Below are 20,673 nucleotides of genomic sequence, written 5' to 3'. Positions count from 1 at the left end.
TTGTTAATTCTCTTGGGTGGAGTCTATTGTTATTTTTTTAACGTCTGTTTTTGTTGTTGCTTTCGGAGTAACAATTTTAGCTTTTAAAATCGAATCTTTTGGTGTTGATTCAATTGCACTGGCCTCATTTATTCCTCCTAATTTAGCGTATTCAACCTGAAGACTTCTATTTAATGTTCTAGTTTCTAAATCAGTTCTTGTGATTTTTCGTCTTAGATATTTTTCAATCATCAAACTGGCAATTGGTCCCGCAACTGTCGCACCAAAACCTCCATTTTCAATCATGATTGCAATTGCAATTTTTGGATTGTCTTTTGGAGCAAAAGCCACAAAAATAGAGTGATCTTTCAGTTTTGTTCTTACTCCATCAATTTTAGCATAATTCTCAGCAGTACCTGTTTTTCCGCAAATATCAATTCCGGGAACATTTAAGCCGTGCGCTGTACCAAAGTTATACACATCAAATAAACCGCTGATAATTGGCGGGAAATATTTTTTATCGATTGTGGTAACGTGTTTGGTCGTAAACTTAGCATCAATTTTTTTGCCTTCAATCTTTTTAATGATATGAGGCGTATAATAATAACCTTGATTTGCAACGGTTGCCATCATATTCGCCAATTGGATTGGAGTCATTAAAACCTCTCCCTGACCAATTGCATTCGATACAATAGTTGTGCTTCTCCAGCCACCGTTAGGGTATATTTTTTTATAGGTTTTAGATGTTGGTATGTTTCCTCGTTTACCAGTTGGCAGATCATAACCCATAAATTGGCCTAATCCAAAACTTTTAACATGATTACTCCAAACATCAACTGCATATCCTGGGTTTTTGTATTTGTTAATCGTTAACATATAGGACTGTGCAAAATAAGTATTACAAGAATTGTAAATTCCATTATGTAATTGATGTGGTCCAAATCCGTGGCATTTCATAAATCGGCCTCTTCCGTAGCTAAAACCATGATGACACATAAAAGTGGTCTGTTCATTAATTACGCCTTCTTGAAGAGCAACTAATCCAGTTAAAATCTTAAATGGAGATCCGGGAGGATATTGTGCTAAAAGTCCTCTGTCAAATAAAGGATTCGCAATAGAGTCGTGATATAAAAGAGTATAATTCTTAGATCTTTGTCTTCCAACTAAAATTCCAGGATCGTAAGATGGAGCGGTAACAAGTGCTAAAATTTCACCGCTTTTAGGTTCAATAGCTACAATTCCACCTCTTTTATTAATCATTAACTCTTGGCCGTACTTTTGAAGTTCACCATCAATCGTTAAATTAATATCTTCTCCAGCAACAGCAATTGTATCGTATTTTCCGTCTTTGTAGGAGCCAATTTCTCGGTTGTATTTGTCTTTCTGAATGTATTTTACACCTTTTATACCGCGTAAAACTTCTTCGTAACTTTGTTCAACACCTTGCTGTCCAATTAAATCTCCACTATTATAATATGGATTTTTTTTAATTAAGTTTTCATTTACCTGAGTGATAAATCCGAAAATATTGGCACCATAATCTACTTCGTAATCACGAAGAGAACGTTTTTGAAAATAGAAACCTTCGAATTTTCTGATTTTCTCTTGGAAAGCAGCAAATTCACTTTTGTTTAATTGTGCTAAAAATACAGAAGGAAGACGCGGACTGTAAACTTTAGCCTTAGCGATTCTTTTGTCGTATTCTTCTTTTGTGATATTAAGTAAAGCGCAGAATTCAGTAACATTCAAATCTTCTTTGATTTCACGGGGTATTACCATGATATCATAAGAAGCTTGATTGGCTACTAATAATTTGCCGTATCTATCGTAAATATAACCTCTTTCAGGATAGTCGTACTCTTTTTTTATTGCGTTGTTTTCTGATTTTAGCTTGAATGAATCATCAACAATTTGCAAATAAAATACCCTGATCAGTAGTAAAGATCCTGCAATGATAATTAAAGCGGGCAGCAGAACTTTTCTCATCGTTTATTTGGCTTAATAAGGTAAATTATTATAATAGAGGTTATTATTGTAAAAATCGAACTGAACAGCGTTCGGAGCAAAATATCCCAAATGAATTTAAACTGAAATGCTTCGAGAACAAACAATATGATGTGATGCAGCAGAACAGAAACTAATATAAATGAAAATCGCTCCGGCGTTAAAGATTCGTTTAGTTTAATGGTTTGATATTCGTAACTCAGTCCAAATGAAAACTTAAAAATATAAGGCCTGTAATACGCTAGGATTACACATGATGTTGCATGAATTCCTCCCGAATTACAAAACATATCCATTGTTAATCCAAGTAAAAAACTTGAAATAATCAATCCTGATTTATTACTGTTTACAGGGTAAAGAATGATATACAGAATATACGGAAAAGGACTTATGTAGCCTAAAAAATTCATATTGTTGAAAATAACAATTTGAATTGCCAGTAACATAATAAATCGAAAAATATTGACTAACAATGCGCTATTCATCTTTTTCCTTTTTTTCTAAATTAATAAGTTCTTCTCTGTCTTTACTTTTGATAATATAAACGTGTCCAAGATTTGTCATGTCGTTAAATAACTTAACTTTTATAACATAAAAACTGGTCTGTTCTTCTTTGTAAACTGTTTCAACAGTTCCAATATTGATTCCTTCAGGGAAAATTACTGATTGTCCTCCAGTTACAATAGTATCACCTTTTCTAACAGAAGCTAATCGCGGAACATCTTTCAGCTGCACGAAACCAGTACTTTTTCCGTCCCAAGTTAAAGATCCAAAATGATTTGATTTTTTAAGCTTGGCGTTGATTTGTGATTTCATGTTTAAGATACTCACTACAGTAGAATATCTTGGTGAAGTGTTGTCAATTACTCCAACAATTCCTAAGCTGTTTATTACTCCCATATCTGGTTTTACGCCTTCATTAGAACCAGAATTTAAAGTAAGAAAGTTTTCGTGCGTATTATAGGTGTTATGAATCACTTTTGATACAATAATGTCAGCAGGTTTTACTCCTTTAATTGTATCAGGTAAAGGTAACTTGGTAGTGTCTTCTTTATTGAATAAAAGACTTTTTAATCTTGCATTTTCAAGTACAAGTTCATCATTTTGAGCTCTTAAATTCAAATATTCGTCTACACGACTAATTCTTTCATAAACACCTCCGCTCAAAAAATTGGCAGAACTGATTACTTTGCTTCTATGGTAAGAATGTGATTGAATTGTGAGCGTCAACGAAATACCTAAAAGCAGCAAAAACAGTAACCGATTACTGTTTCTTATAATGAAATTAAAAATTTGCTGCATTTCTTGTCTGGTTATTTTGTTTCAGGATATGCTTAAAGTTTCAAATTTTACCAGGGTCAAATATTAGAAATTCGACCCTAATAAAAGTATATTGATTGTTATTTTTTGAATCTTATTTTATTAAGATACTTTTAAATTTTGCAATGTTTTTAAGTGCCATTCCAGTACCGCGAACAACAGCTCTTAATGGATCTTCAGCAATATAAACAGGTAAATCTGTTTTTTGAGAAATACGTTTGTCAAGCCCTCTCAACATAGATCCACCACCAGCTAAATAGATACCAGTGTTGTAAATATCGGCAGCTAATTCAGGTGGAGTTTGAGATAATGTTTCCATTACTGCATCTTCAATACGCTGAATTGATTTGTCTAATGCTTTTGCAATTTCACGGTAAGAAACATCTACTTGTTTAGGTTTACCTGTAAGCAAATCTCTACCTTGAACTGACATATCTTCTGGCGGTCCGTCTAAATCTTCGATAGCCGCTCCAATTTGAATTTTAATTTTTTCAGCAGTACTTTCTCCAACAAAAAGGTTGTGTTGTGTACGCATGTAATAAACGATATCATTTGTGAAAACGTCACCCGCAATTTTTACAGATTTATCACAAACAATCCCGCCTAAAGCGATCACGGCAATTTCTGTTGTACCACCTCCAATATCAACAATCATGTTTCCTTTTGGCTGCATGATATCGATACCAATACCAATTGCTGCTGCCATTGGTTCATGAATCAAATAAACTTCTTTTCCGTTTACTCGCTCACAAGATTCTTTTACAGCACGCATTTCAACCTCAGTAATACCAGAAGGAATACATACCACCATTCGTAAAGCTGGCGTAAACATTCTTTTTTTCAATGCAGGGATACTCTTAATGAACATATTGATCATTTTTTCAGAAGCATCAAAATCAGCAATTACTCCATCTTTCAATGGCCTTATGGTCTTGATGTTTTCATGCGTTTTACCCTGCATCATATTGGCTTCTTTACCAACTGCGATGATTTTGCCTGATACTCTGTCGCGTGCTACGATAGAGGGGCTGTCAATAACAACTTTATCATTATGAATGATTAAAGTGTTTGCGGTACCAAGGTCTATTGCAATATCCTCAGTCATGAAATCAAAAAATCCCATAAGTTTTTTAGGGGTTTAAAATGTTATAAATTATTTATCGAACAAAGTTAAACAAATTAATGTTTAAAATGACGTGTTCCTGTAAATACCATTGCAAGATTATTTTCGTTGCAATAATTTATACTTAATTCGTCTTTTATCGAACCTCCTGGCTGAATTACAGCGGTAATTCCTGCTTTTTTGGCTAATTCAACACAGTCCGGAAATGGGAAAAATGCATCACTCGCCATTGAAGCTCCAGTTAAATCAAATCCAAAAGCTTTCGCTTTGTCAACTGCTTGAACTAAAGCATCAACTCTTGAAGTCTGACCTGTTCCTGAAGAAATCAATGTTCCGTTTTTTGCAAATACAATTGTGTTTGATTTTGTGTTCTTGCAGATTTTAGAAGCAAAGATCAAATCTTCGATCTCCTGAGCAGTAGGTTCTGTTATTGTAACGGTTTTTAAATGCTCTTTATTATCCGTAATATTATTTCTGTCCTGAATTAACAAACCATTAAGACAAGTTCTTACTTGGCGATTCGGTAATTCAACTTCATTTTGAACTAATATGATTCTGTTTTTCTTCTCTTGTAAAACTGTAACTGCTTCATCATCATATGCTGGAGCGATTACAACCTCGCAAAATAATTTGTTGATTTCCTGCGCTGTCGCTAAATCAATTTTAGTATTAGAAATTAATACTCCGCCAAAAGCAGAAGTAGGATCACATGCCAAAGCAGCTAAATAAGCTTCGCTGATCGTTTTTCTTGAAGCTAAACCACAAGCGTTGTTGTGTTTTAAAATTGCGAACGTTGGTCCGTCAGTTTTAAATTCAGCAATTAAATTAACTGCAGCATCAACATCTAATAAATTGTTGTATGATAATTCTTTTCCGTGAATTTTGTTGAACATAGCATCAAAATCTCCAAAGAAGAATCCTTTTTGGTGTGGGTTTTCACCATATCTTAAAACTTGGCCATTTGCAATGCTTTCTTTGTAAATAGTCTCGTCTGTATTGAAATAATTAAAAATAGCTCCGTCGTAGTGAGAAGAAACGTGGAATGCTTTTGTAGCAAGTAATCTTCTGTTTTCAAGAGTTGTGCTTCCGTTTTGTTCCGTAATCAAATCCAAAAGAAGGCTGTATTCATTAACCGAAGCAACAATTACAGTGTCTTTGAAGTTTTTTGCACCTGCACGGATTAATGAAATTCCACCGATATCAATCTTTTCGATAATATCTTGTTCGCTCGCACCTGAAGCAACAGTTTTTTCAAAAGGATACAAATCAACAATTACTAAATCAATTTGAGGTATATCAAATTCTTTCATTTGCTGTACATCGCTCTCATTATCTTGACGGTTTAAGATTCCTCCAAAAATTTTCGGGTGCAATGTTTTTACTCTTCCTCCAAGAATTTCTGGAAAAGAAGTAATATCTTCAACTGGAACTACAGGAATTCCAAGGTTTTTAATGAAATCTTCAGTTCCGCCAGTAGAGTAAAGTGTTACGTTTTGCTCGTGTAATTTTCTGACGATTGGCTCTAATCCATCTTTAGAAAAAACTGATATTAGGGCTGATTGTATTTTTTTAGTTGTGCTCATTGTGTAGTTATGATTTTCAGACTGCAAAAGTAGTTTTTTTAAATATTATTTTAAAGAAAATTAATGTAACATTATGCTAAAAAAATCTACTGATGAGTAAGTTAACTTTTATTAGGTTTTTGATTTTAAATTATTGAATTTTACTTTATTGAAAAATACTACTATATGCTTCTTTACCTTAGATTATTAAAAGAAAGTCTCAGCTTTGCCATCAATGCTTTACGAAATAATAAATTGCGTACATTATTGTCATTACTTGGTGTTACAATTGGTATTTTTTCAATTATCGCTGTTTTAGCTGCGGTTGATTCTTTAGATAGAAAAATTTCTAAAGATTTGAGCAGTTTAGATAAAAATACAATTTATTTAATGAAATACTGTTTTGGTCCCTCAGAAATTCCGCAATGGAAAAGAGAGCAGTTCCCAAATGTAAAATATGATGAATACATTGGTTTGAAAAATTCGCTGAATAATACGGATCAAGTAGGTTACCAGCTTTTTGTAAGTCACGAAACTTTGAAATATGATTCGAAAACCGTTGCTGATGTAAATATTATTCCGTCTTCATTTGAAATGGTTGATATTGATGGAGTGAGTTTTGATAAGGGAAGATTTTATAACGAATCGGAATCGAATTCTGGAACAGCAGTTATTGTTTTGGGATATGATATTGCTGAAGGGCTTTTTGGAACAAGTGATCCGCTCGGAAAAAACATCCGCTTATACGGACAGCGTTTTACGGTTATTGGTGTAATTGCAAAACAAGGAGCAGGATTTTTTGGAGACAGCAACGACACGTCAGTTTATTTGCCGGCGAACTTTTTACGCCGCATGTATGGTGATAGCGATGCAATGACGCCAGTAATAGTTTTGAAACCTGTAAAAGGCGTAGATATGGAGGCTTATAAAGCCGAAGTTGCTCAAAAATTGCGTGCAATTCGAGGAATGAAAGCAGGGGAAATCGATAATTTCTTTGTCAATGTGCTTTCTGGTTTTACTGATTTTATTGATGGAATATTAGGAACCTTAAGAACTGCCGGAATTTTTATCAGTATTTTTTCCTTTTTAGTTGGAGGTTTTGGAGTGGCAAATATCATGTTTGTCTCGGTAAAAGAACGTACCAATTTAATTGGTATTCAGAAATCTTTGGGAGCAAAAAATCGTTTTATATTATTTCAATTTTTGTTCGAAGCTATAATGCTTTGTTTAATCGGAGGTGTAATTGGTTTGTTGATTGTCTGGCTATTGTCGCTTCTTCTGACCAATTTATTGGAGTTTGAATTTGTTTTAAGTTTCTGGAATGTAGTTATTGGAGCTGGATTGTCAATTTTTGTTGGTGTACTTTCGGGGATTCTTCCAGCAATTTCAGCGGCAAAATTAGATCCAGTTGAAGCGATTCGAACTGGAATGTAATAAATATACTGTTTTTGTGTTATTTAATTGTAAATTTTGATGGCTGGGAATATTTAGATATTTTTGGTAAACCAACAACTTAAACCGCTAAATAAATGAGCTTTAACCTTAGATCTGTTGATACTGTTGAGTCAATTTCCAGAGAAGATTTTAAAAAGAATTATTTGGATAAGAGAAAGCCTTTGATCATAAAAGGGCTTACTAAAGATTGGCCTGCAAGAGAAAAATGGTCAACTGAATATTTTAAGCAAATTGCTGGAGATATTGAGGTTAAGTTAGTTGATAATTCAAAAGCAGATCCAAAAAAAGTAATCAATGCTTCAATTGCGAGCATGAAATTTGGCGAATATCTGGATTTGATAAAACGAGAGCCAACACAACTGCGTATTTTTTTCTTCAATCTTTTTAAACACAGACCCGAATTAATTGATGATGTAAAAATCCCAAAAGAATTAATGGGCGGTTTTATAGAAAGCATGCCGGCAATGTTTTTTGGAGGTTCAAAGGCAATTACTTTTTTGCATTATGATATTGATTTGCCGCATCTTTTTCATACTCATTTTGGTGGAAGAAAACACATTATACTGTTCGATAATAAATGGAAAAAAAGATTGTATTGTCTTCCAAATACAACATACGCATTAGAAGATTACGATGTAGCCAATCCTGATTTTGAAAAATTCCCTGCATTAAAAGGAGTAGAAGGTTATGAAGTTTTTCTAGAGCACGGAGATACATTGTTCATGCCAACCGGAATGTGGCATTGGATGCGTTATATAGACGGTTCTTTTTCTTTAACACTTCGTGCATGGGATTCATCGATTTCCCGAAAAATTGCAAGCGTTTGGAGTTTGTTTATGCACGGCGCAGTTGACAGTGCTATCAAAGTAGTTTTTAGGGAACGTTACGCGCTATGGCGTGAGAAATTAGTTTTTAAAATAGCTGAGAAAGAACTGAAAAAGGATTTGAAAAAAGCAGGTTGATTTATTTTTTTTCTTCCAATTTTGGTTTTATAAAAGGAAATAAAATTTTGTTTTTATTCCACTTAATTTCATCTGAATTGTAATATTTGCTCAATTTTTTATAACTTAGAACAGTGTCTTCTTCTTGGGTAGTTCTTCTTAATGCGAAAGATTTTAAATAATACGAAGCAGAGTCATTTAAAAAAGTAAACACTTCATGAAAGGTTTTATTTCTAATGGTATCTTTCTGAGAGGCAATTATCAATCTTCGCTGAAATTCGATTTTATTTGAAATGTTTGCTTTGATAAAATCAATAACACTATTATTTGGGATTTTGATAATTTGAATAGGTTCAATATTGAAAAGGATTGGGATTGTATCTTGTTCTGACTGGATGCAATTCATAGGGACAAAGTCACTTTGATAAAAATAAAAGTCGTTATTTTTATCGATAATAAAATTATTGTAGCTATAAAAATAGGTTTTTGGCGGTGGAATTTTTCTAGTTTTTAATTCATGCGAAGTTTTTGAATCTTCTTTCGAAATAATATAGGTTAGCAATTCTTGATTGCTTTCTTTTTTGGAACAACTCAAAAAAAGCAAACAAACGATAAAGCCAATAAAAATTCTCGTCATAAAAATCAGATTTAAAATAAAGATATAAAAAAATCCCATCAGCCGAAGCGAATGGGATTTTATGTTGTTAGAAGTTTTAAAACTATCTAATAGTATTATTTTGAATCAAATCGATATATAAGTTGATCTTATCTTTCAATTCTTTTCTAGGCGTGATAAAGTCCAAGAAACCGTGCTCTAATAAGAACTCAGCAGTTTGGAAACCTTCTGGTAAATCTTTTCCTGTAGTGTCACGTACAACACGCGGACCAGCAAAACCAATCAAAGCGCCTGGCTCAGAGATATTGATGTCTCCTAACATTGCGTAAGATGCAGTTGTTCCTCCTGTTGTTGGATCTGTACAAAGAGAGATATAAGGTAATTTAGCTTCCGCTAATTGAGCTAGTTTTACAGAAGTTTTTGCTAATTGCATTAACGAATAAGCAGCTTCCATCATACGAGCTCCACCAGATTTAGAAATCATTACAAAGGGAAGTTTATTTTTGATCGCGTGATCAATTCCTCTTGCAATTTTTTCACCTACAACAGCTCCCATAGATCCACCAATAAAAGCGAAATCCATACAGCATATTACAAGTTCTCTTCCTTTAGATTTTCCTACTCCCGTACGTACAGCGTCTTTTAGATGCGTTTTTTCCATTACATCTTTTAATCTTTCTGCATATTTTTTTGTATCTACAAAATGCAGAGGATCTTTTGATGTCATGTTTTTATCTAACTCAACAAATTCGTTGTTGTCGAATAAAATTTCAAAATAGATTGCGCTTCCAATTCGAACGTGAAAATCATCTTCAGGGCTTACGAACAAGTTTCTTGCTAATTCGTCTGCATCAATAATTTTTCCTGTTGGAGATTTGTACCACAATCCTTTCGGAACGTCCATCTTATCTTCTGTAGCGGTCGTAATCCCTTTTTCCTGTCTTTTAAACCAAGCCATATTGAATGTTTTTTTTGTTTGAGGTTTCAAGTTTCAAGTTGCGAAACCTGAAACCTGAAACTTAAAACTTGAAACTTTTTTATTATAGTGTATTCACATTATTTAAATCAGCAAAAGCTTGTTCAAGTCTTGCGTTGAATGTCACTTCGCTTTCACGAACCCATCTTCTTGGATCGTAATATTTTTTGTTTGGAGCATCAGCACCTTCTGGGTTACCAATTTGAGATTTCAAATAGTCAAGGTTTTTAACCATATAATCACGGATTCCTTCAGTGTATGCAAATTGTAAATCGGTATCGATGTTCATTTTGATAACTCCGTAGCTAATTCCTTCTCTGATTTCTTCAAGTGTAGAACCTGAACCTCCGTGGAAAACGAAATCAACTGGGTTATGTCCTGTGTTGAATTTGTTTTGTACGAAATCTTGAGAATTTTTTAAGATTTTTGGAGTTAATTTTACGTTTCCTGGTTTGTAAACACCGTGAACGTTTCCAAAAGCAGCAGCAATAGTAAATTTAGGACTTACTTTAGATAATTCTTCGTAAGCGTAAGCTACTTCTTCTGGCTGTGTGTATAATTTTGAGCTGTCAACATCAGAGTTGTCAACACCATCTTCTTCACCACCTGTAATACCAAGCTCGATTTCTAATGTCATACCCATTTTGCTCATTCTAGCTAAATATTCTTTACAGATCTCGATGTTTTCTTCGATTGGCTCCTCAGACAAATCGATCATATGAGAACTGAATAATGGTTTTCCTGTTTCTGCAAAATGTTTTTCAGAAGCATCTAATAAACCATCAATCCAAGGTAAAAGTTTTTTTGCACAGTGGTCAGTATGTAAAATTACAGTTGCACCATAAGCCTCAGCTAAAGTGTGAATATGTTTTGCTCCAGCGATTCCTCCAGCGATAGCTGCTTTTTCACCTGCGTTAGATAATCCTTTTCCAGCGTTAAATTGAGCTCCTCCGTTTGAAAATTGAATAATAACTGGCGCGTTTAGTTTTGCTGCAGTTTCAAGAACACCATTGATTGTGCTAGATCCAGTAACGTTAACTGCTGGTAAAGCAAATCCTTTTTCTTTCGCGTAATTAAAAATCTCCTGAACTTGATCTCCTGTAGCTACTCCTGGTTTAATATTGTGTGCCATTGTAATTTTTTTTATAGTTGTTTTTAGTTTTTAGGTTGCAAAAATAAGAATTAATTAGCATTAGAAAGGATAATTTATTCCAAAATTTAAAACCGAGTGACCAAAATTGTATTCTTTAAACCATCTGTCTCCCTTGTCATGTGCCGGATTATAAGTCTTGAAGCCTAAATCTAATCGAACAACAAAAAAACTTAAATCGTAACGTAAACCAAATCCTGAGCCTAAAGCAATTTCAGCTAAATCGTTTAAGTTGTTAAATCTTGCCTTCTCGTCAATTACATTATCAAGCACATTCCAGATATTTCCGGCGTCTGCAAAGACAGCTCCTTTAACATCGCCAAGAATTTTAAAACGATATTCGGCACTAAATGCAATCTTCATATTGGCCTCATTAAAATCATCCATTGCATCTGTACTTCCCGGACCTAACGAGTAAGGCTGCCATGCGCGGTTGTCATTTGAACCTCCTGAATAATAACTTCGTGAAAACGGAATATAATTTGAGTTCCCAAAAGGGATTGCAATACCAAAGAAGCTTCGTACCGCAAGCACATTTTCTTTTCCAAAATCCCAGTGTTTGATATAATCGAATTCCGTTTTAATGTATTCTGAATACTCTAAATTGAATATTTCATAATTGCCATTTGTGTTTTTAGGCAAACTTGCAATGTTTGAAATGGCTGATAATAAAGTTCCAGCCGATTCTACTTTAGTTTTAAACTGATAGAAATTATTGTCGGCAAGATCTTTTTTAGTTGTTTTGGTGAAGGTATAACTTGTGGCTAAAATAAAGTCATTTTCAGTCAGACGAACTCTTCGTTCTTCAATACTTTCTACATCTCTATATTGAGGATCTCCAGGAAGCAAAGCTGTTCTGTTATTCAATACATCATCAGTAAACCCGGTCGTTCCTTGTGGGATCGTTAGATTTTTTTTAGCTTGTTCTTCGGGTATATCTCCCCAGTTGATAGGGTTGATATTATAATCTTTACCAATTCCATTTAATTCATCATAGGAAGAGGTGTAAACATTAAAATAGTTATTCGGATTTAAATTACGTACATACTGCGCATTTAACAATTCTAATTTTGCTGTATTATGACGTTTTGGAGACCAATTGTATGCAATTCCTCCAGTGAAGTTTTCTTTATCTAAACCAATATTTCGCTGCTTCGAAAAACCGCTTGATATGGAGGTGGAAGGAATCATCCTTTTCGGAATAATTTTTTCAGTTCCAAAAGGCATCAGAATTCTTGGGAAATTTAATTTCATATCAAGTCCATATTCTGAAACATTGAAGAAATTATTATTTGGATTCGCCATATCTTTTGATGAACCAATATTCATACGTGCGGAGATTTCCAGCGTTTCAGCACGATTAAATACGTTCCGAATAGTTTCAGAAACACTTGCTCCAATACCAAAATCCTGAATATTAGAGTGTGTTACGTCAAGCGTTGCTCCAAAACTGTATTTTTTTCTTGGTGTTAGATAAACATTGGCAATTAAAGATTGTGCTGTCGAATCTCTTTTATCAACTTCATATTGTATAGAAGGATAATTAAAGATCTTTAAATTATTTAAATATCGCGAAGAAAGTGTTGTTCTAGTGTCTGAAAATGTACTTCCTTTAGTAATAAAAATAGCATCTGTAATAGCTCTTGGCTTGTATTTTAGTTTGCTATAGCTGTACAGGTTAAAATTGTTGTACGATACACTGTCGTTAATTTTAGTTTTAGCTTTTGCAGGCGAATAATCGGTGTAAATATTAACGTCGCTTATTTTATACAGTTTGAAAGGTTCAGTTCTGCTTGAATCTTTCTCTTGTATACTATTATTGTTAATAATCAAGTTTACGTCGGCTTTGTTTTTTTTGCCAATTGTATCAATATCAAAAGTTACATAAGTAGGCTGAAAATAATAAGCACCATTGTTTCTGAAATAAGTCGTAATACGGTTTTTTTCTTCTTCAAAATCGGTTGTTTTGTATTGATTTCCGGATTTTAAAATCGAAGGTTCTCTGCTGGTATTATAAAGTGAATCTAGGGCAGGAGTTAAAATCGTAGTTCTAATAGAATCTAATGTATAAGCTGGTCCAGTTGTAATATTATAGTTTATTTTAGCTTTTTTAATTCCAATAGTATCAATAGTATAGTCAGTTTGTACTTTAAAAAAGCCATTATTTAAATAATAATATTTTAAGCGAAGCAAAGATTTTTTTGTTTTCGCGGTATCAATAATTACTGGCGGTTCTCCCGTATTTTTTAAGAAATCATTCAGTCCTTTGTTTATAAAAGACTGACCAAGACGATCAACTTGTTTTGCCGATAGTATTTTTGACCAGCGCTCATATCGCCCGGGATGATTGTCAAATTTTGCCTGATAAGTCGAATCTGGATTTAAATTGGCTAAATTGTATAAATTTAAACGCAGTTTAAAGCCTAATAACTTTCCGTTTGGCTTTTGATACATTTGATTCGTGGCAATTTCGTCATTTGAAGACTTTCCGTTTACAAGAATATTATTTTTTACAAGAAGGTTTTTTCCATCTGGAACTCTTTTTACGGCATTACAAGCACAAATAAGTGTTGCTATTAGAATAAATGCTGTTATTTTTGTGGAATTATTTTTCAAGTGTTTTTAAATATTTAATTCAAAAGTACATTATTTTATGGTTAGTAAAAACCAAATAAAACTTATCTCAGGCTTACATCAAAAAAAGCAGCGTTTCGCAAATCAATTATTCTTTGCCGAAGGAGTAAAAGTAATTCAAGAATTGTTGCTATCCAATTTTGAATTAGAGCATTTATACACCACACAAAATGATTTTGAAACAGTTCAGTCTTCAAAACGTACTCTTATTAATGAACAGGAGTTAAAAAAAATAAGTGCTTTGTCGACTCCAAATTCTTGTTTGGCTGTATTCAAAATCCCTGCCGAAAATAAAATTAGCGACTCCGGTTTGATTTTGGCTTTAGACGATATTCGTGATCCTGGAAATTTAGGTACGATACTGCGTCTTTGCGACTGGTTTGGTATCAAACAAATTATTTGCTCTAAAGAAACTGTAGATATTTATAACCCAAAAGTGGTTCAGGCTACAATGGGATCTATAACCAGAGTAAACGTAAATTATGTTGATTTGAAAAACTTTATCGCTCAAACAAAACTGCCAGTTTTTGGAACTTTTATGGACGGTGAGAACATCTATAAATCAAATTTGCCTCAAAACGGCATCATTATTATGGGTAATGAAGCCAATGGTATTTCGGCAGAAATTGAAAAAATGGTCACAAGCCGACTCACAATTCCTCGTTTTGGAGAGCTTCAAAAAACCGAAAGTTTAAATGTAGCTACCGCAACAGCAATTATTCTTAGTGAATTTAAACGAAATAGTTAGGTATTTGTTTTAGTGAAAAGTGAAATTTATTAAAATAGCTCTAGATTTCATAGAATCGATGTTTCCTGTCCAAGGGCTATTTGGATCATTGTCTCTAATTAATTCATCTGTTATGCCAAACATACCTCTGATTGAAGGAGAAAAAATGAAATATTCTGTAAAAAAGTCTATTCCAACTCCCATTTCATAAGCTGCTGTCCAAGGTTTTACTCTGAATTTTTGTTCAGAATTGTCGTCCTGAGATTTTGAATTGCTTGATAAATTAAGCGTAGTCGACATTCCTCCAACTAAGTACGGGCGGATGTTTCCTGTACGAAGAGAAGAGAATTTTAAAAGCAGCGGAAAATGAATATAAGTACTGTTTACTTCTCTTAAATAATCATTTTTAGAACTGAAATTCGGATAATATAAATCGCGTTTTGTATAGTACAAACCTGGTTCAAAACGCAGATTTATGTATTCCTGTAATCTTAAATCTGCTACTACGCCAACATTAAATCCGGTAGTTTTTTTAACCTGAATATCTTGGTTCACAACATTTTTATAGTCAAATTTAAAGTCAAAGCTGTTGAAGCCCAAATAATACCCAAAGTAAAGGCGTTGTTTTTGCCAGTTTTCAAGATTGATAATGGGATCTTTGCTAAACATACTTTTAGCAAATTGCGAATATCCTTTTGTCGATAAGACTAATAAAAGTAAGATTACTGTTTTTTTCATACTATTTTTTAGAAGCAGAATAAATGGTTGCAACTCCAAAAGTTTGAGGCATTGCCACAACATCTATAAACCCAATTTTTCTCAAAATATTGTTTAATGCTTCTCCGTATGGAAAAACTGCAGCCGATTCAGATAAGTATCCATATGCTGCATTATCTTTAGAAAATAATTTTCCAATTATTGGGAGAATGTTTTTGCTGTAAAATTTATATCCTTGTTTGTATGGAGTTTTATCTGGAACTGAAGTTTCTAAAATTACAAACACGCCATTTGGTTTTAAAACTCTTAAAATTTCAGCAAATCCTTTTTCTAAATTTTCGAAATTTCGAACACCAAAACCAACAGTTATAGCATCAAAATAATTGTCTTCAAAAGGAATATTTTCAGAATCGCCTAAAACTAAATCAATTGTATCAGACAGTTTTTTTTCTTCAACTTTTTTCTTTCCAACTTCAAGCATTCCTGCCGAAATATCTAAACCAATAATTTTTTCAGCATTTGTCTTTGCCATTAAAATAGCAAGATCCCCGGTACCGGTTGCGATATCAAGTATGATTTTAGGTTTAGTGTCAGAAACTATTTTTAAAACTTTTTTTCGCCATTTTACGTCGATCCCAAAAGAGATCACACGATTCAAGTTATCATAGTTCCCAGAAATGTTGTCAAACATTTGGGCAACCTGTTCTTTTTTTCCTAAAGAGGAGTCTTTATATGGAGTTATTTTTTCAGACATTTTTTTTATTTAGGCAAATATAATACAATCTGACTTAACTGTAATTGGCTTTTTTAATTTGTAAATCAAATGTTTTAAAAGAAAGGCTAAAGCCTTTAGGAATCTTCAATTTTACTTTTCATAGAGCATCACCAAAAGTGGGTATTTTTAAAAAATCACTAAAAATGGGTATTGTGCAATGCTGGTTTTATGTTCAAATTTGTCAAAGATAAAATAATGAAAGTTTAATGATTGATTAAAAATAGAGCTTAAATCAAATGGTTACTTTTTTTGCATTGGTAATTTCATTTGTTCTTGTAAGTAGTTTTGAAATGTTGTTCTTATAAAGCAACATTCTTTTTAAAGTGCAAAATACGTTCTTAGGATTAAATTTGTTTTTGGAAATTTTAATTTTCTTGCCTTTAATATCTTAGTGGTATTTGTTATTAAAGGCGCTTTTGAGATTCGTTCTCAATTATGTTATTCAGTTATTCAAATGTTTTAGACATTTGTGAATTTTTTTTACCAAAACTACTTCTGGAATGAGCCAGTCTAAAAATCAATCGTTTTTAAAAAACATCCTTCAAAAGAGGATGTTTTTTTATTTACGGATATAAGTTTCGTAAGTGTAGTCGTAAAGATGTTTGTCATCTTTAAAGTTTTCTTCGCTCTCAACAAGCATCCATTCTTTCTCATTTATTTTTGGAAAAAAAGTATCAGCATCAAAAGTATGATGGACTCTTGTTACTTCAATAATGTCAGTAAACGGCAATGCAAGATTGTAAATTTCGCCGCCGCCAATAATATAAGAATCCTCATTTTCAGGACACACCGCAATAGCTTTTTCAATGCTGTCTACTACAATACAGCCTTCAGGCTGATAATTGCTCTGGCGTGTAATAATTACATGAGTTCTGTTAGGTAAAGGTTTTGGGAAACTTTCAAAAGTTTTTCTTCCCATAATAATATAATGATTTGTTGTAAGTGCTTTGAATCTTTTAAAATCATTTGGCAAATGCCATACTAAATCATTGTTTTTCCCTAGGGCATTATTTTCGGCTACAGCCGCTATCATTATAATCATGGCATTCTAAACTAAATTTTATTTTTCAGTATCCTCGTTTATTTTGGATTCCAATTGACTGATTCTTTTTTGCTGCAGTGCAACAAGTCTGTCAATTTGTTCTCTTTCCCATTTTTTATTCATGAATCTGTCTGTAATATAGACTTTTATAAAGTGTAAAATGAACAAAAAGAACCATATCGTAATTCCCCAGATACACCAGTTTTGATTCGATTCTGCTCCAAAACCAAAAAATCGGTTAGCTACAAATAAAAATAAACTTCCTAATAGAAAAAGCACAAAATGAAAATAAAGAATTTTCTTCTGTCTGAGTCTTCTCCTGGCATATTCATATTGTTCGTGTACTTCTTTTTCCATAAGATATTAAATGAAATGAGGTTATAAAGTTAAAATTTATTTTGAAAACAAGGAATTTTGATTTCATAATATTTGCCAATGAATGAGTTAAGAATTTGAAATCAAAAAATTATCGCTGGTTAATTTATGGATATGATTAAAATAAATAAGCATTTTTGCTATTGTCGTAAATCGGATATTGAGATGCCGAAAGTTTACTGGATTTTGTGTAACTTAGACATATCAATCTAAAAACTAAATAGTTATGTCTTTAAAAAAACAGTTTATCAAAACAAAACCAGTAGTAAAAGTTACTTTTTCTATTGATGCTAAAGATGCAAGTACCGCTGCTGTAGTTGGAGATTTCAATAATTGGAATCCAGAAGAAGGAACTTTGAGCAAATTAAAAAACGGAACTTTTAAAGCAACTTACGACTTGGTAAAAGATGCGATTTATGAGTTTAAGTATTTAATTGACGGCGTTTATGTGAATGAGCCTGAAGCAGATTCTTATAAATGGAATGATTTTGCTGGAAGCGAAAACAGCGTTTTAGCAGTATAAAAAAATCCGCTTAAATTCTAAGCGGATTTTTTTTATGTTTTTTTATACAGCAACACTTCCTTTTATTCCCGGATGCGGTTCATAATCAACAAGTGTGAAGTCGTTGTAATCAAAATCAAAAATGTTCTTAATCGCAGGATTTAATATCATTTTTGGCAGTGGTTTTGGCTCTCTTGAAAGCTGTAATTCCAATTGATCAAAATGATTATTGTAAATATGTGCATCTCCAAAAGTGTGGATAAAGTCTCCAGCTTCAAGATCACAAACCTGTGCGATCATCATCGTTAATAATGCGTAAGAAGCAATGTTAAATGGAACTCCCAAAAAGATGTCAGCACTTCTTTGGTACAATTGACATGATAATTTTCCTTTAGTTTCTCCTTTTTCTAAATCTGGAGCTGCTACGTAAAATTGAAAAAAGGCATGACAAGGAGGTAATGCCGCTTTATTATTGGCTACATTTTCTTCAAATGATTTTTTTGTATCTGGCAATACTGATGGATTCCATGCAGAAACCAACATTCGTCGGCTGTTAGGATTTGTTTTCAGCTCTGTAATCAATTCAGTGATTTGATCAATTTCTTCGCTGTTCCAATTTCTCCATTGATGACCGTAAACAGGACCTAAATCGCCATTAGAATCGGCCCAATCATCCCATATTTTTACTCCGTTTTCCTGAAGATATTTAATGTTTGTATCTCCTTTTAAAAACCAAAGCAATTCGTAAATGATTGATTTTAAATGAAGTTTTTTTGTTGTAACCATTGGGAAACCTTCACTTAAATCAAAACGCATTTGGTAACCAAAAACACTTTTAGTTCCGGTTCCGGTTCTGTCTCCTTTTTGATTGCCGTTTTCTAAAACGTGTTTTACTAAATCTAAGTACTGCTTCATCGTCTTTTAATCGTTTAATCGTGGATTTGTTTAATTGAGAATTTGTTTAATCGATTTAACGAATAAACAAATCAATGATTAAACAATATTTTTATCTTTTCGAGATTTCGTCTCTGATTTTTGCTGCTTTTTCGTAATCTTCCTGAGAAACGGCCTGATCTAAAAGCTCGTTCAGTTCTTGTAAACTATGTTTTGCGTAAACATCTCCAGATTGATTTGTTTCTTCTTCGTGACCAAAAGTCTCCGGATTAGAGAGTACATCGTCAATTTCCTGAGAACCTTGATCTGTATCGGCAGTATTTGATTTTAGATAAATTCCGGCCTTATCTAAGATGTTTTTATAAGTAAAAATTGGTGCGTTGAAACGCAATGCCAATGCAATTGCATCAGAGGTTCTTGCATCGATAATTTCTTCGATTTTGTCTCTTTCACAGATTAAGCTGGAGTAAAAAACGCCATCAACAAGTTTATGAATAATTACTTGTTTTACGACAATATCAAATCGCTCAGCGAAATTTTTAAATAAATCGTGTGTTAGTGGGCGAGGAGGTTTAATCTCTTTTTCTAAGGCAATAGCAATCGATTGGGCTTCAAAAGCACCAATTACGATAGGTAATTTTCTTTCGCCATCAACTTCATTCAAAATTAAGGCATAAGCGCCATTTTGAGTTTGACTGTATGAAATTCCTTTTATAGATAATTTTACTAGACTCATATATGATTGTAAAAAGGGCACTTAAGCCACATTTTAATACTATTTTTGATTGGGAAATAAAGCTGCAATTTTAATCAAAAAATATGGAACAAAAAAGCTGCCTTAAAACAAAGATACGATTATCTTGTTTTTAGGCAGCTATAATATTAAGAATTCTTAAATTAAGAATGCTGAGCTTTAAAAGCTTTTAATTTCTCAGTTAATTGAGGTACAATTTCAAATGCATCACCCACAATTCCGTAGTCAGCAACTTTAAAGAAAGGAGCTTCAGGATCGCTGTTGATTACTACTTTTACTTTTGAGGAGTTGATTCCGGCAATATGCTGGATTGCTCCAGAAATTCCGATTGCAATGTATAAGTTTGTTGCAACTGGTTTTCCTGTTTGTCCTACGTGTTCGCTATGAGGTCTCCATCCTAAGTCAGAAACTGGTTTAGAACATGCTGTTGCAGCGCCTAAAACTTCTGCTAAATTTTCAACTAATCCCCAGTTTTCTGGACCTTTCAATCCGCGTCCGCCAGAAACTACAATATCAGCATCGGCGATAGAAACTTTTCCTGTTACTTTTTCTACAGATTCTACTTTTACACCAAAGTCATTATCTCCAATTGATGGATTAAAATCTTCAGCAGCTGCAGCTCCTGCACTTTCGAAAATCCCGTAAGAGTTTTTAGCTAAACCAAGAACTTTTACATCAGTATTGATTTCTGTAATATTGAAAGCTTTGTTTGAGAAAGCATTTCTTTTTACTTGAAAAGGTGAAGTACTAAGAGGTAATCCAACAACATTTGAAGCAAAACCAGCATTTAAAGCTACTGCAACTAATGATGAAAGATAGATACTGTCTGTTGTAGAAGAAAGTAAAACTACTTTTGTGCCTTCTTTTTCAGCAGCTTGTTTGATAACATCGGCGTAAGCCTTAGCAGTAAAACCTGTTAATTTATCGTTGTTTACTTTTAATACTTTATCAACTCCGTATTTGCCTAATTCGCTTACGTCGCTAACATTTACAGTCAAAGCTGTAACCGTTGTTCCTAATGATTCCGCTACTTTTTTAGCGTAAGAAGCTAATTCGAAAGCAACTTTTTTAAATTTTCCTTCTGCAGATTCTGCATATATTAATATTGACATAATTTTTTTGTTTAA

Annotated in this window: 20 protein-coding genes; 4 read left to right on the top strand and 16 right to left on the bottom strand. The window is 33.1% G+C overall.

Features of this window, described 5'->3' with window-relative positions:
• Positions 1–3 precede the first annotated feature (3 nt).
• The 5 genes from mrdA to purH form a co-directional block, all read right to left on the bottom strand.
• Complete coding sequence (gene mrdA, locus GKZ88_RS05435) at positions 4–1,965, bottom strand: penicillin-binding protein 2 (RefSeq protein WP_155101376.1); 1,962 nt, start codon at positions 1,963–1,965, stop codon at positions 4–6.
• Entirely contained in the window at positions 1,962–2,468 is a 507-nt protein-coding gene (locus GKZ88_RS05430) for a rod shape-determining protein MreD (RefSeq protein ID WP_133523327.1), read from the bottom strand. The genes mrdA and GKZ88_RS05430 overlap by 4 nt, the downstream gene beginning before the upstream one ends.
• Complete coding sequence (mreC, locus tag GKZ88_RS05425) at positions 2,461–3,285, bottom strand: rod shape-determining protein MreC (protein ID WP_155101375.1); 825 nt, start codon at positions 3,283–3,285, stop codon at positions 2,461–2,463. Before mreC ends, GKZ88_RS05430 begins: the two co-directional genes overlap by 8 nt.
• A 112-nt stretch (positions 3,286–3,397) precedes the next feature.
• Positions 3,398–4,426 carry a rod shape-determining protein gene (locus GKZ88_RS05420; RefSeq protein WP_008466528.1) on the bottom strand — a complete coding sequence of 343 codons (1,029 nt, stop codon included), beginning with the start codon at positions 4,424–4,426 and terminating at the stop codon, positions 3,398–3,400.
• A 56-nt stretch (positions 4,427–4,482) separates the two neighbouring features.
• The gene (gene purH, locus GKZ88_RS05415; RefSeq protein ID WP_155101374.1) at positions 4,483–6,009 is read right to left on the bottom strand and encodes a bifunctional phosphoribosylaminoimidazolecarboxamide formyltransferase/IMP cyclohydrolase; all 1,527 of its coding nucleotides are present in this window, start codon (positions 6,007–6,009) and stop codon (positions 4,483–4,485) included.
• 165 nt (positions 6,010–6,174) lie between these two features.
• Here purH and GKZ88_RS05410 point away from each other — a divergent pair, with 165 nt between their 5' ends.
• Positions 6,175–7,422 carry an ABC transporter permease gene (locus GKZ88_RS05410; protein ID WP_155101373.1) on the top strand — a complete coding sequence of 416 codons (1,248 nt, stop codon included), beginning with the start codon at positions 6,175–6,177 and terminating at the stop codon, positions 7,420–7,422.
• A gap of 95 nt (positions 7,423–7,517) precedes the next feature.
• A complete protein-coding gene (locus tag GKZ88_RS05405) occupies positions 7,518–8,405 on the top strand; it encodes a cupin-like domain-containing protein (protein ID WP_155101372.1) in 888 nt (295 codons plus the stop codon).
• Between the two features lies 1 nt (position 8,406).
• Here GKZ88_RS05405 and GKZ88_RS05400 read toward each other — a convergent pair whose 3' ends face one another.
• From GKZ88_RS05400 to GKZ88_RS05385, 4 genes are all read right to left on the bottom strand, one after another.
• Entirely contained in the window at positions 8,407–9,021 is a 615-nt protein-coding gene (locus GKZ88_RS05400; RefSeq protein WP_155101371.1) for a hypothetical protein, read from the bottom strand.
• Between the two features lie 82 nt (positions 9,022–9,103).
• A complete protein-coding gene (accD, locus tag GKZ88_RS05395) occupies positions 9,104–9,958 on the bottom strand; it encodes an acetyl-CoA carboxylase, carboxyltransferase subunit beta (protein WP_155101370.1) in 855 nt (284 codons plus the stop codon).
• 82 nt (positions 9,959–10,040) lie between these two features.
• Positions 10,041–11,108, bottom strand: a complete 1,068-nt coding sequence (fbaA, locus tag GKZ88_RS05390) for a class II fructose-bisphosphate aldolase (RefSeq protein ID WP_035645669.1) — start codon at positions 11,106–11,108, stop codon at positions 10,041–10,043.
• 60 nt (positions 11,109–11,168) lie between these two features.
• Positions 11,169–13,742, bottom strand: coding sequence for a BamA/TamA family outer membrane protein (locus GKZ88_RS05385; RefSeq protein WP_155101369.1), 2,574 nt, complete (start codon positions 13,740–13,742; stop codon positions 11,169–11,171).
• 37 nt (positions 13,743–13,779) lie between these two features.
• On the opposite strand from GKZ88_RS05385, the gene GKZ88_RS05380 reads away from it, so the two are divergent.
• Complete coding sequence (locus GKZ88_RS05380; protein WP_155101368.1) at positions 13,780–14,508, top strand: RNA methyltransferase; 729 nt, start codon at positions 13,780–13,782, stop codon at positions 14,506–14,508.
• Positions 14,509–14,517: 9 nt separating this feature from the next.
• Here GKZ88_RS05380 and GKZ88_RS05375 read toward each other — a convergent pair whose 3' ends face one another.
• From GKZ88_RS05375 to GKZ88_RS05360, 4 genes are all read right to left on the bottom strand, one after another.
• Positions 14,518–15,225, bottom strand: coding sequence for a porin family protein (locus tag GKZ88_RS05375; protein WP_155101367.1), 708 nt, complete (start codon positions 15,223–15,225; stop codon positions 14,518–14,520).
• Between the two features lies 1 nt (position 15,226).
• Positions 15,227–15,958, bottom strand: coding sequence for a bifunctional demethylmenaquinone methyltransferase/2-methoxy-6-polyprenyl-1,4-benzoquinol methylase UbiE (ubiE, locus tag GKZ88_RS05370; protein WP_155101366.1), 732 nt, complete (start codon positions 15,956–15,958; stop codon positions 15,227–15,229).
• Positions 15,959–16,538: 580 nt separating this feature from the next.
• Positions 16,539–17,021 carry a dihydrofolate reductase gene (locus GKZ88_RS05365; protein ID WP_155101365.1) on the bottom strand — a complete coding sequence of 161 codons (483 nt, stop codon included), beginning with the start codon at positions 17,019–17,021 and terminating at the stop codon, positions 16,539–16,541.
• Between the two features lie 18 nt (positions 17,022–17,039).
• Positions 17,040–17,378, bottom strand: coding sequence for a 2TM domain-containing protein (locus GKZ88_RS05360; protein WP_155101364.1), 339 nt, complete (start codon positions 17,376–17,378; stop codon positions 17,040–17,042).
• A gap of 244 nt (positions 17,379–17,622) precedes the next feature.
• On the opposite strand from GKZ88_RS05360, the gene GKZ88_RS05355 reads away from it, so the two are divergent.
• A complete protein-coding gene (locus GKZ88_RS05355; RefSeq protein WP_115888168.1) occupies positions 17,623–17,919 on the top strand; it encodes an isoamylase early set domain-containing protein in 297 nt (98 codons plus the stop codon).
• 42 nt (positions 17,920–17,961) lie between these two features.
• Here the strand turns inward: GKZ88_RS05355 and GKZ88_RS05350 are convergent, their stop codons facing one another.
• From GKZ88_RS05350 to GKZ88_RS05340, 3 genes are all read right to left on the bottom strand, one after another.
• Positions 17,962–18,813, bottom strand: a complete 852-nt coding sequence (locus tag GKZ88_RS05350; protein ID WP_155101363.1) for a thymidylate synthase — start codon at positions 18,811–18,813, stop codon at positions 17,962–17,964.
• 91 nt (positions 18,814–18,904) lie between these two features.
• Positions 18,905–19,528 (bottom strand): bifunctional nuclease family protein, encoded by a 624-nt coding sequence (locus GKZ88_RS05345; protein WP_133523313.1) that lies wholly within the window; start codon positions 19,526–19,528, stop codon positions 18,905–18,907.
• A 161-nt stretch (positions 19,529–19,689) separates the two neighbouring features.
• A complete protein-coding gene (locus GKZ88_RS05340) occupies positions 19,690–20,658 on the bottom strand; it encodes an electron transfer flavoprotein subunit alpha/FixB family protein (protein ID WP_155101362.1) in 969 nt (322 codons plus the stop codon).
• Between the last annotated feature and the right edge of the window lie 15 nt (positions 20,659–20,673).

This window comes from Flavobacterium sp. LC2016-01 (genome assembly GCF_009711135.1).
GTDB lineage: Bacteria > Bacteroidota > Bacteroidia > Flavobacteriales > Flavobacteriaceae > Flavobacterium.
Note: the sequence above shows the minus strand (reverse complement) of the source record. Positions and strands in the feature narration are given on the sequence as shown.

Bases quoted from the DNA above. Each gene is read 5' to 3' on its own strand.
- mrdA (WP_155101376.1), bottom strand. From the start codon at position 1,965: ATGAGAAAAGTTCTGCTGCCCGCTTTAATTATCATTGCAGGATCTTTA.
- GKZ88_RS05350 (WP_155101363.1), bottom strand. From the start codon at position 18,813: ATGAAGCAGTACTTAGATTTAGTAAAACACGTTTTAGAAAACGGCAAT.
- GKZ88_RS05345 (WP_133523313.1), bottom strand. From the start codon at position 19,528: ATGAGTCTAGTAAAATTATCTATAAAAGGAATTTCATACAGTCAAACT.
- GKZ88_RS05420 (WP_008466528.1), bottom strand. From the start codon at position 4,426: ATGGGATTTTTTGATTTCATGACTGAGGATATTGCAATAGACCTTGGT.
- GKZ88_RS05360 (WP_155101364.1), bottom strand. From the start codon at position 17,378: ATGGAAAAAGAAGTACACGAACAATATGAATATGCCAGGAGAAGACTC.
- GKZ88_RS05430 (WP_133523327.1), bottom strand. From the start codon at position 2,468: ATGAATAGCGCATTGTTAGTCAATATTTTTCGATTTATTATGTTACTG.
- GKZ88_RS05365 (WP_155101365.1), bottom strand. From the start codon at position 17,021: ATGATTATAATGATAGCGGCTGTAGCCGAAAATAATGCCCTAGGGAAA.
- GKZ88_RS05375 (WP_155101367.1), bottom strand. From the start codon at position 15,225: ATGAAAAAAACAGTAATCTTACTTTTATTAGTCTTATCGACAAAAGGA.
- purH (WP_155101374.1), bottom strand. From the start codon at position 6,009: ATGAGCACAACTAAAAAAATACAATCAGCCCTAATATCAGTTTTTTCT.
- fbaA (WP_035645669.1), bottom strand. From the start codon at position 11,108: ATGGCACACAATATTAAACCAGGAGTAGCTACAGGAGATCAAGTTCAG.
- GKZ88_RS05340 (WP_155101362.1), bottom strand. From the start codon at position 20,658: ATGTCAATATTAATATATGCAGAATCTGCAGAAGGAAAATTTAAAAAA.
- GKZ88_RS05410 (WP_155101373.1), top strand. From the start codon at position 6,175: ATGCTTCTTTACCTTAGATTATTAAAAGAAAGTCTCAGCTTTGCCATC.
- GKZ88_RS05380 (WP_155101368.1), top strand. From the start codon at position 13,780: ATGGTTAGTAAAAACCAAATAAAACTTATCTCAGGCTTACATCAAAAA.
- accD (WP_155101370.1), bottom strand. From the start codon at position 9,958: ATGGCTTGGTTTAAAAGACAGGAAAAAGGGATTACGACCGCTACAGAA.
- mreC (WP_155101375.1), bottom strand. From the start codon at position 3,285: ATGCAGCAAATTTTTAATTTCATTATAAGAAACAGTAATCGGTTACTG.
- GKZ88_RS05400 (WP_155101371.1), bottom strand. From the start codon at position 9,021: ATGACGAGAATTTTTATTGGCTTTATCGTTTGTTTGCTTTTTTTGAGT.
- GKZ88_RS05405 (WP_155101372.1), top strand. From the start codon at position 7,518: ATGAGCTTTAACCTTAGATCTGTTGATACTGTTGAGTCAATTTCCAGA.
- ubiE (WP_155101366.1), bottom strand. From the start codon at position 15,958: ATGTCTGAAAAAATAACTCCATATAAAGACTCCTCTTTAGGAAAAAAA.
- GKZ88_RS05355 (WP_115888168.1), top strand. From the start codon at position 17,623: ATGTCTTTAAAAAAACAGTTTATCAAAACAAAACCAGTAGTAAAAGTT.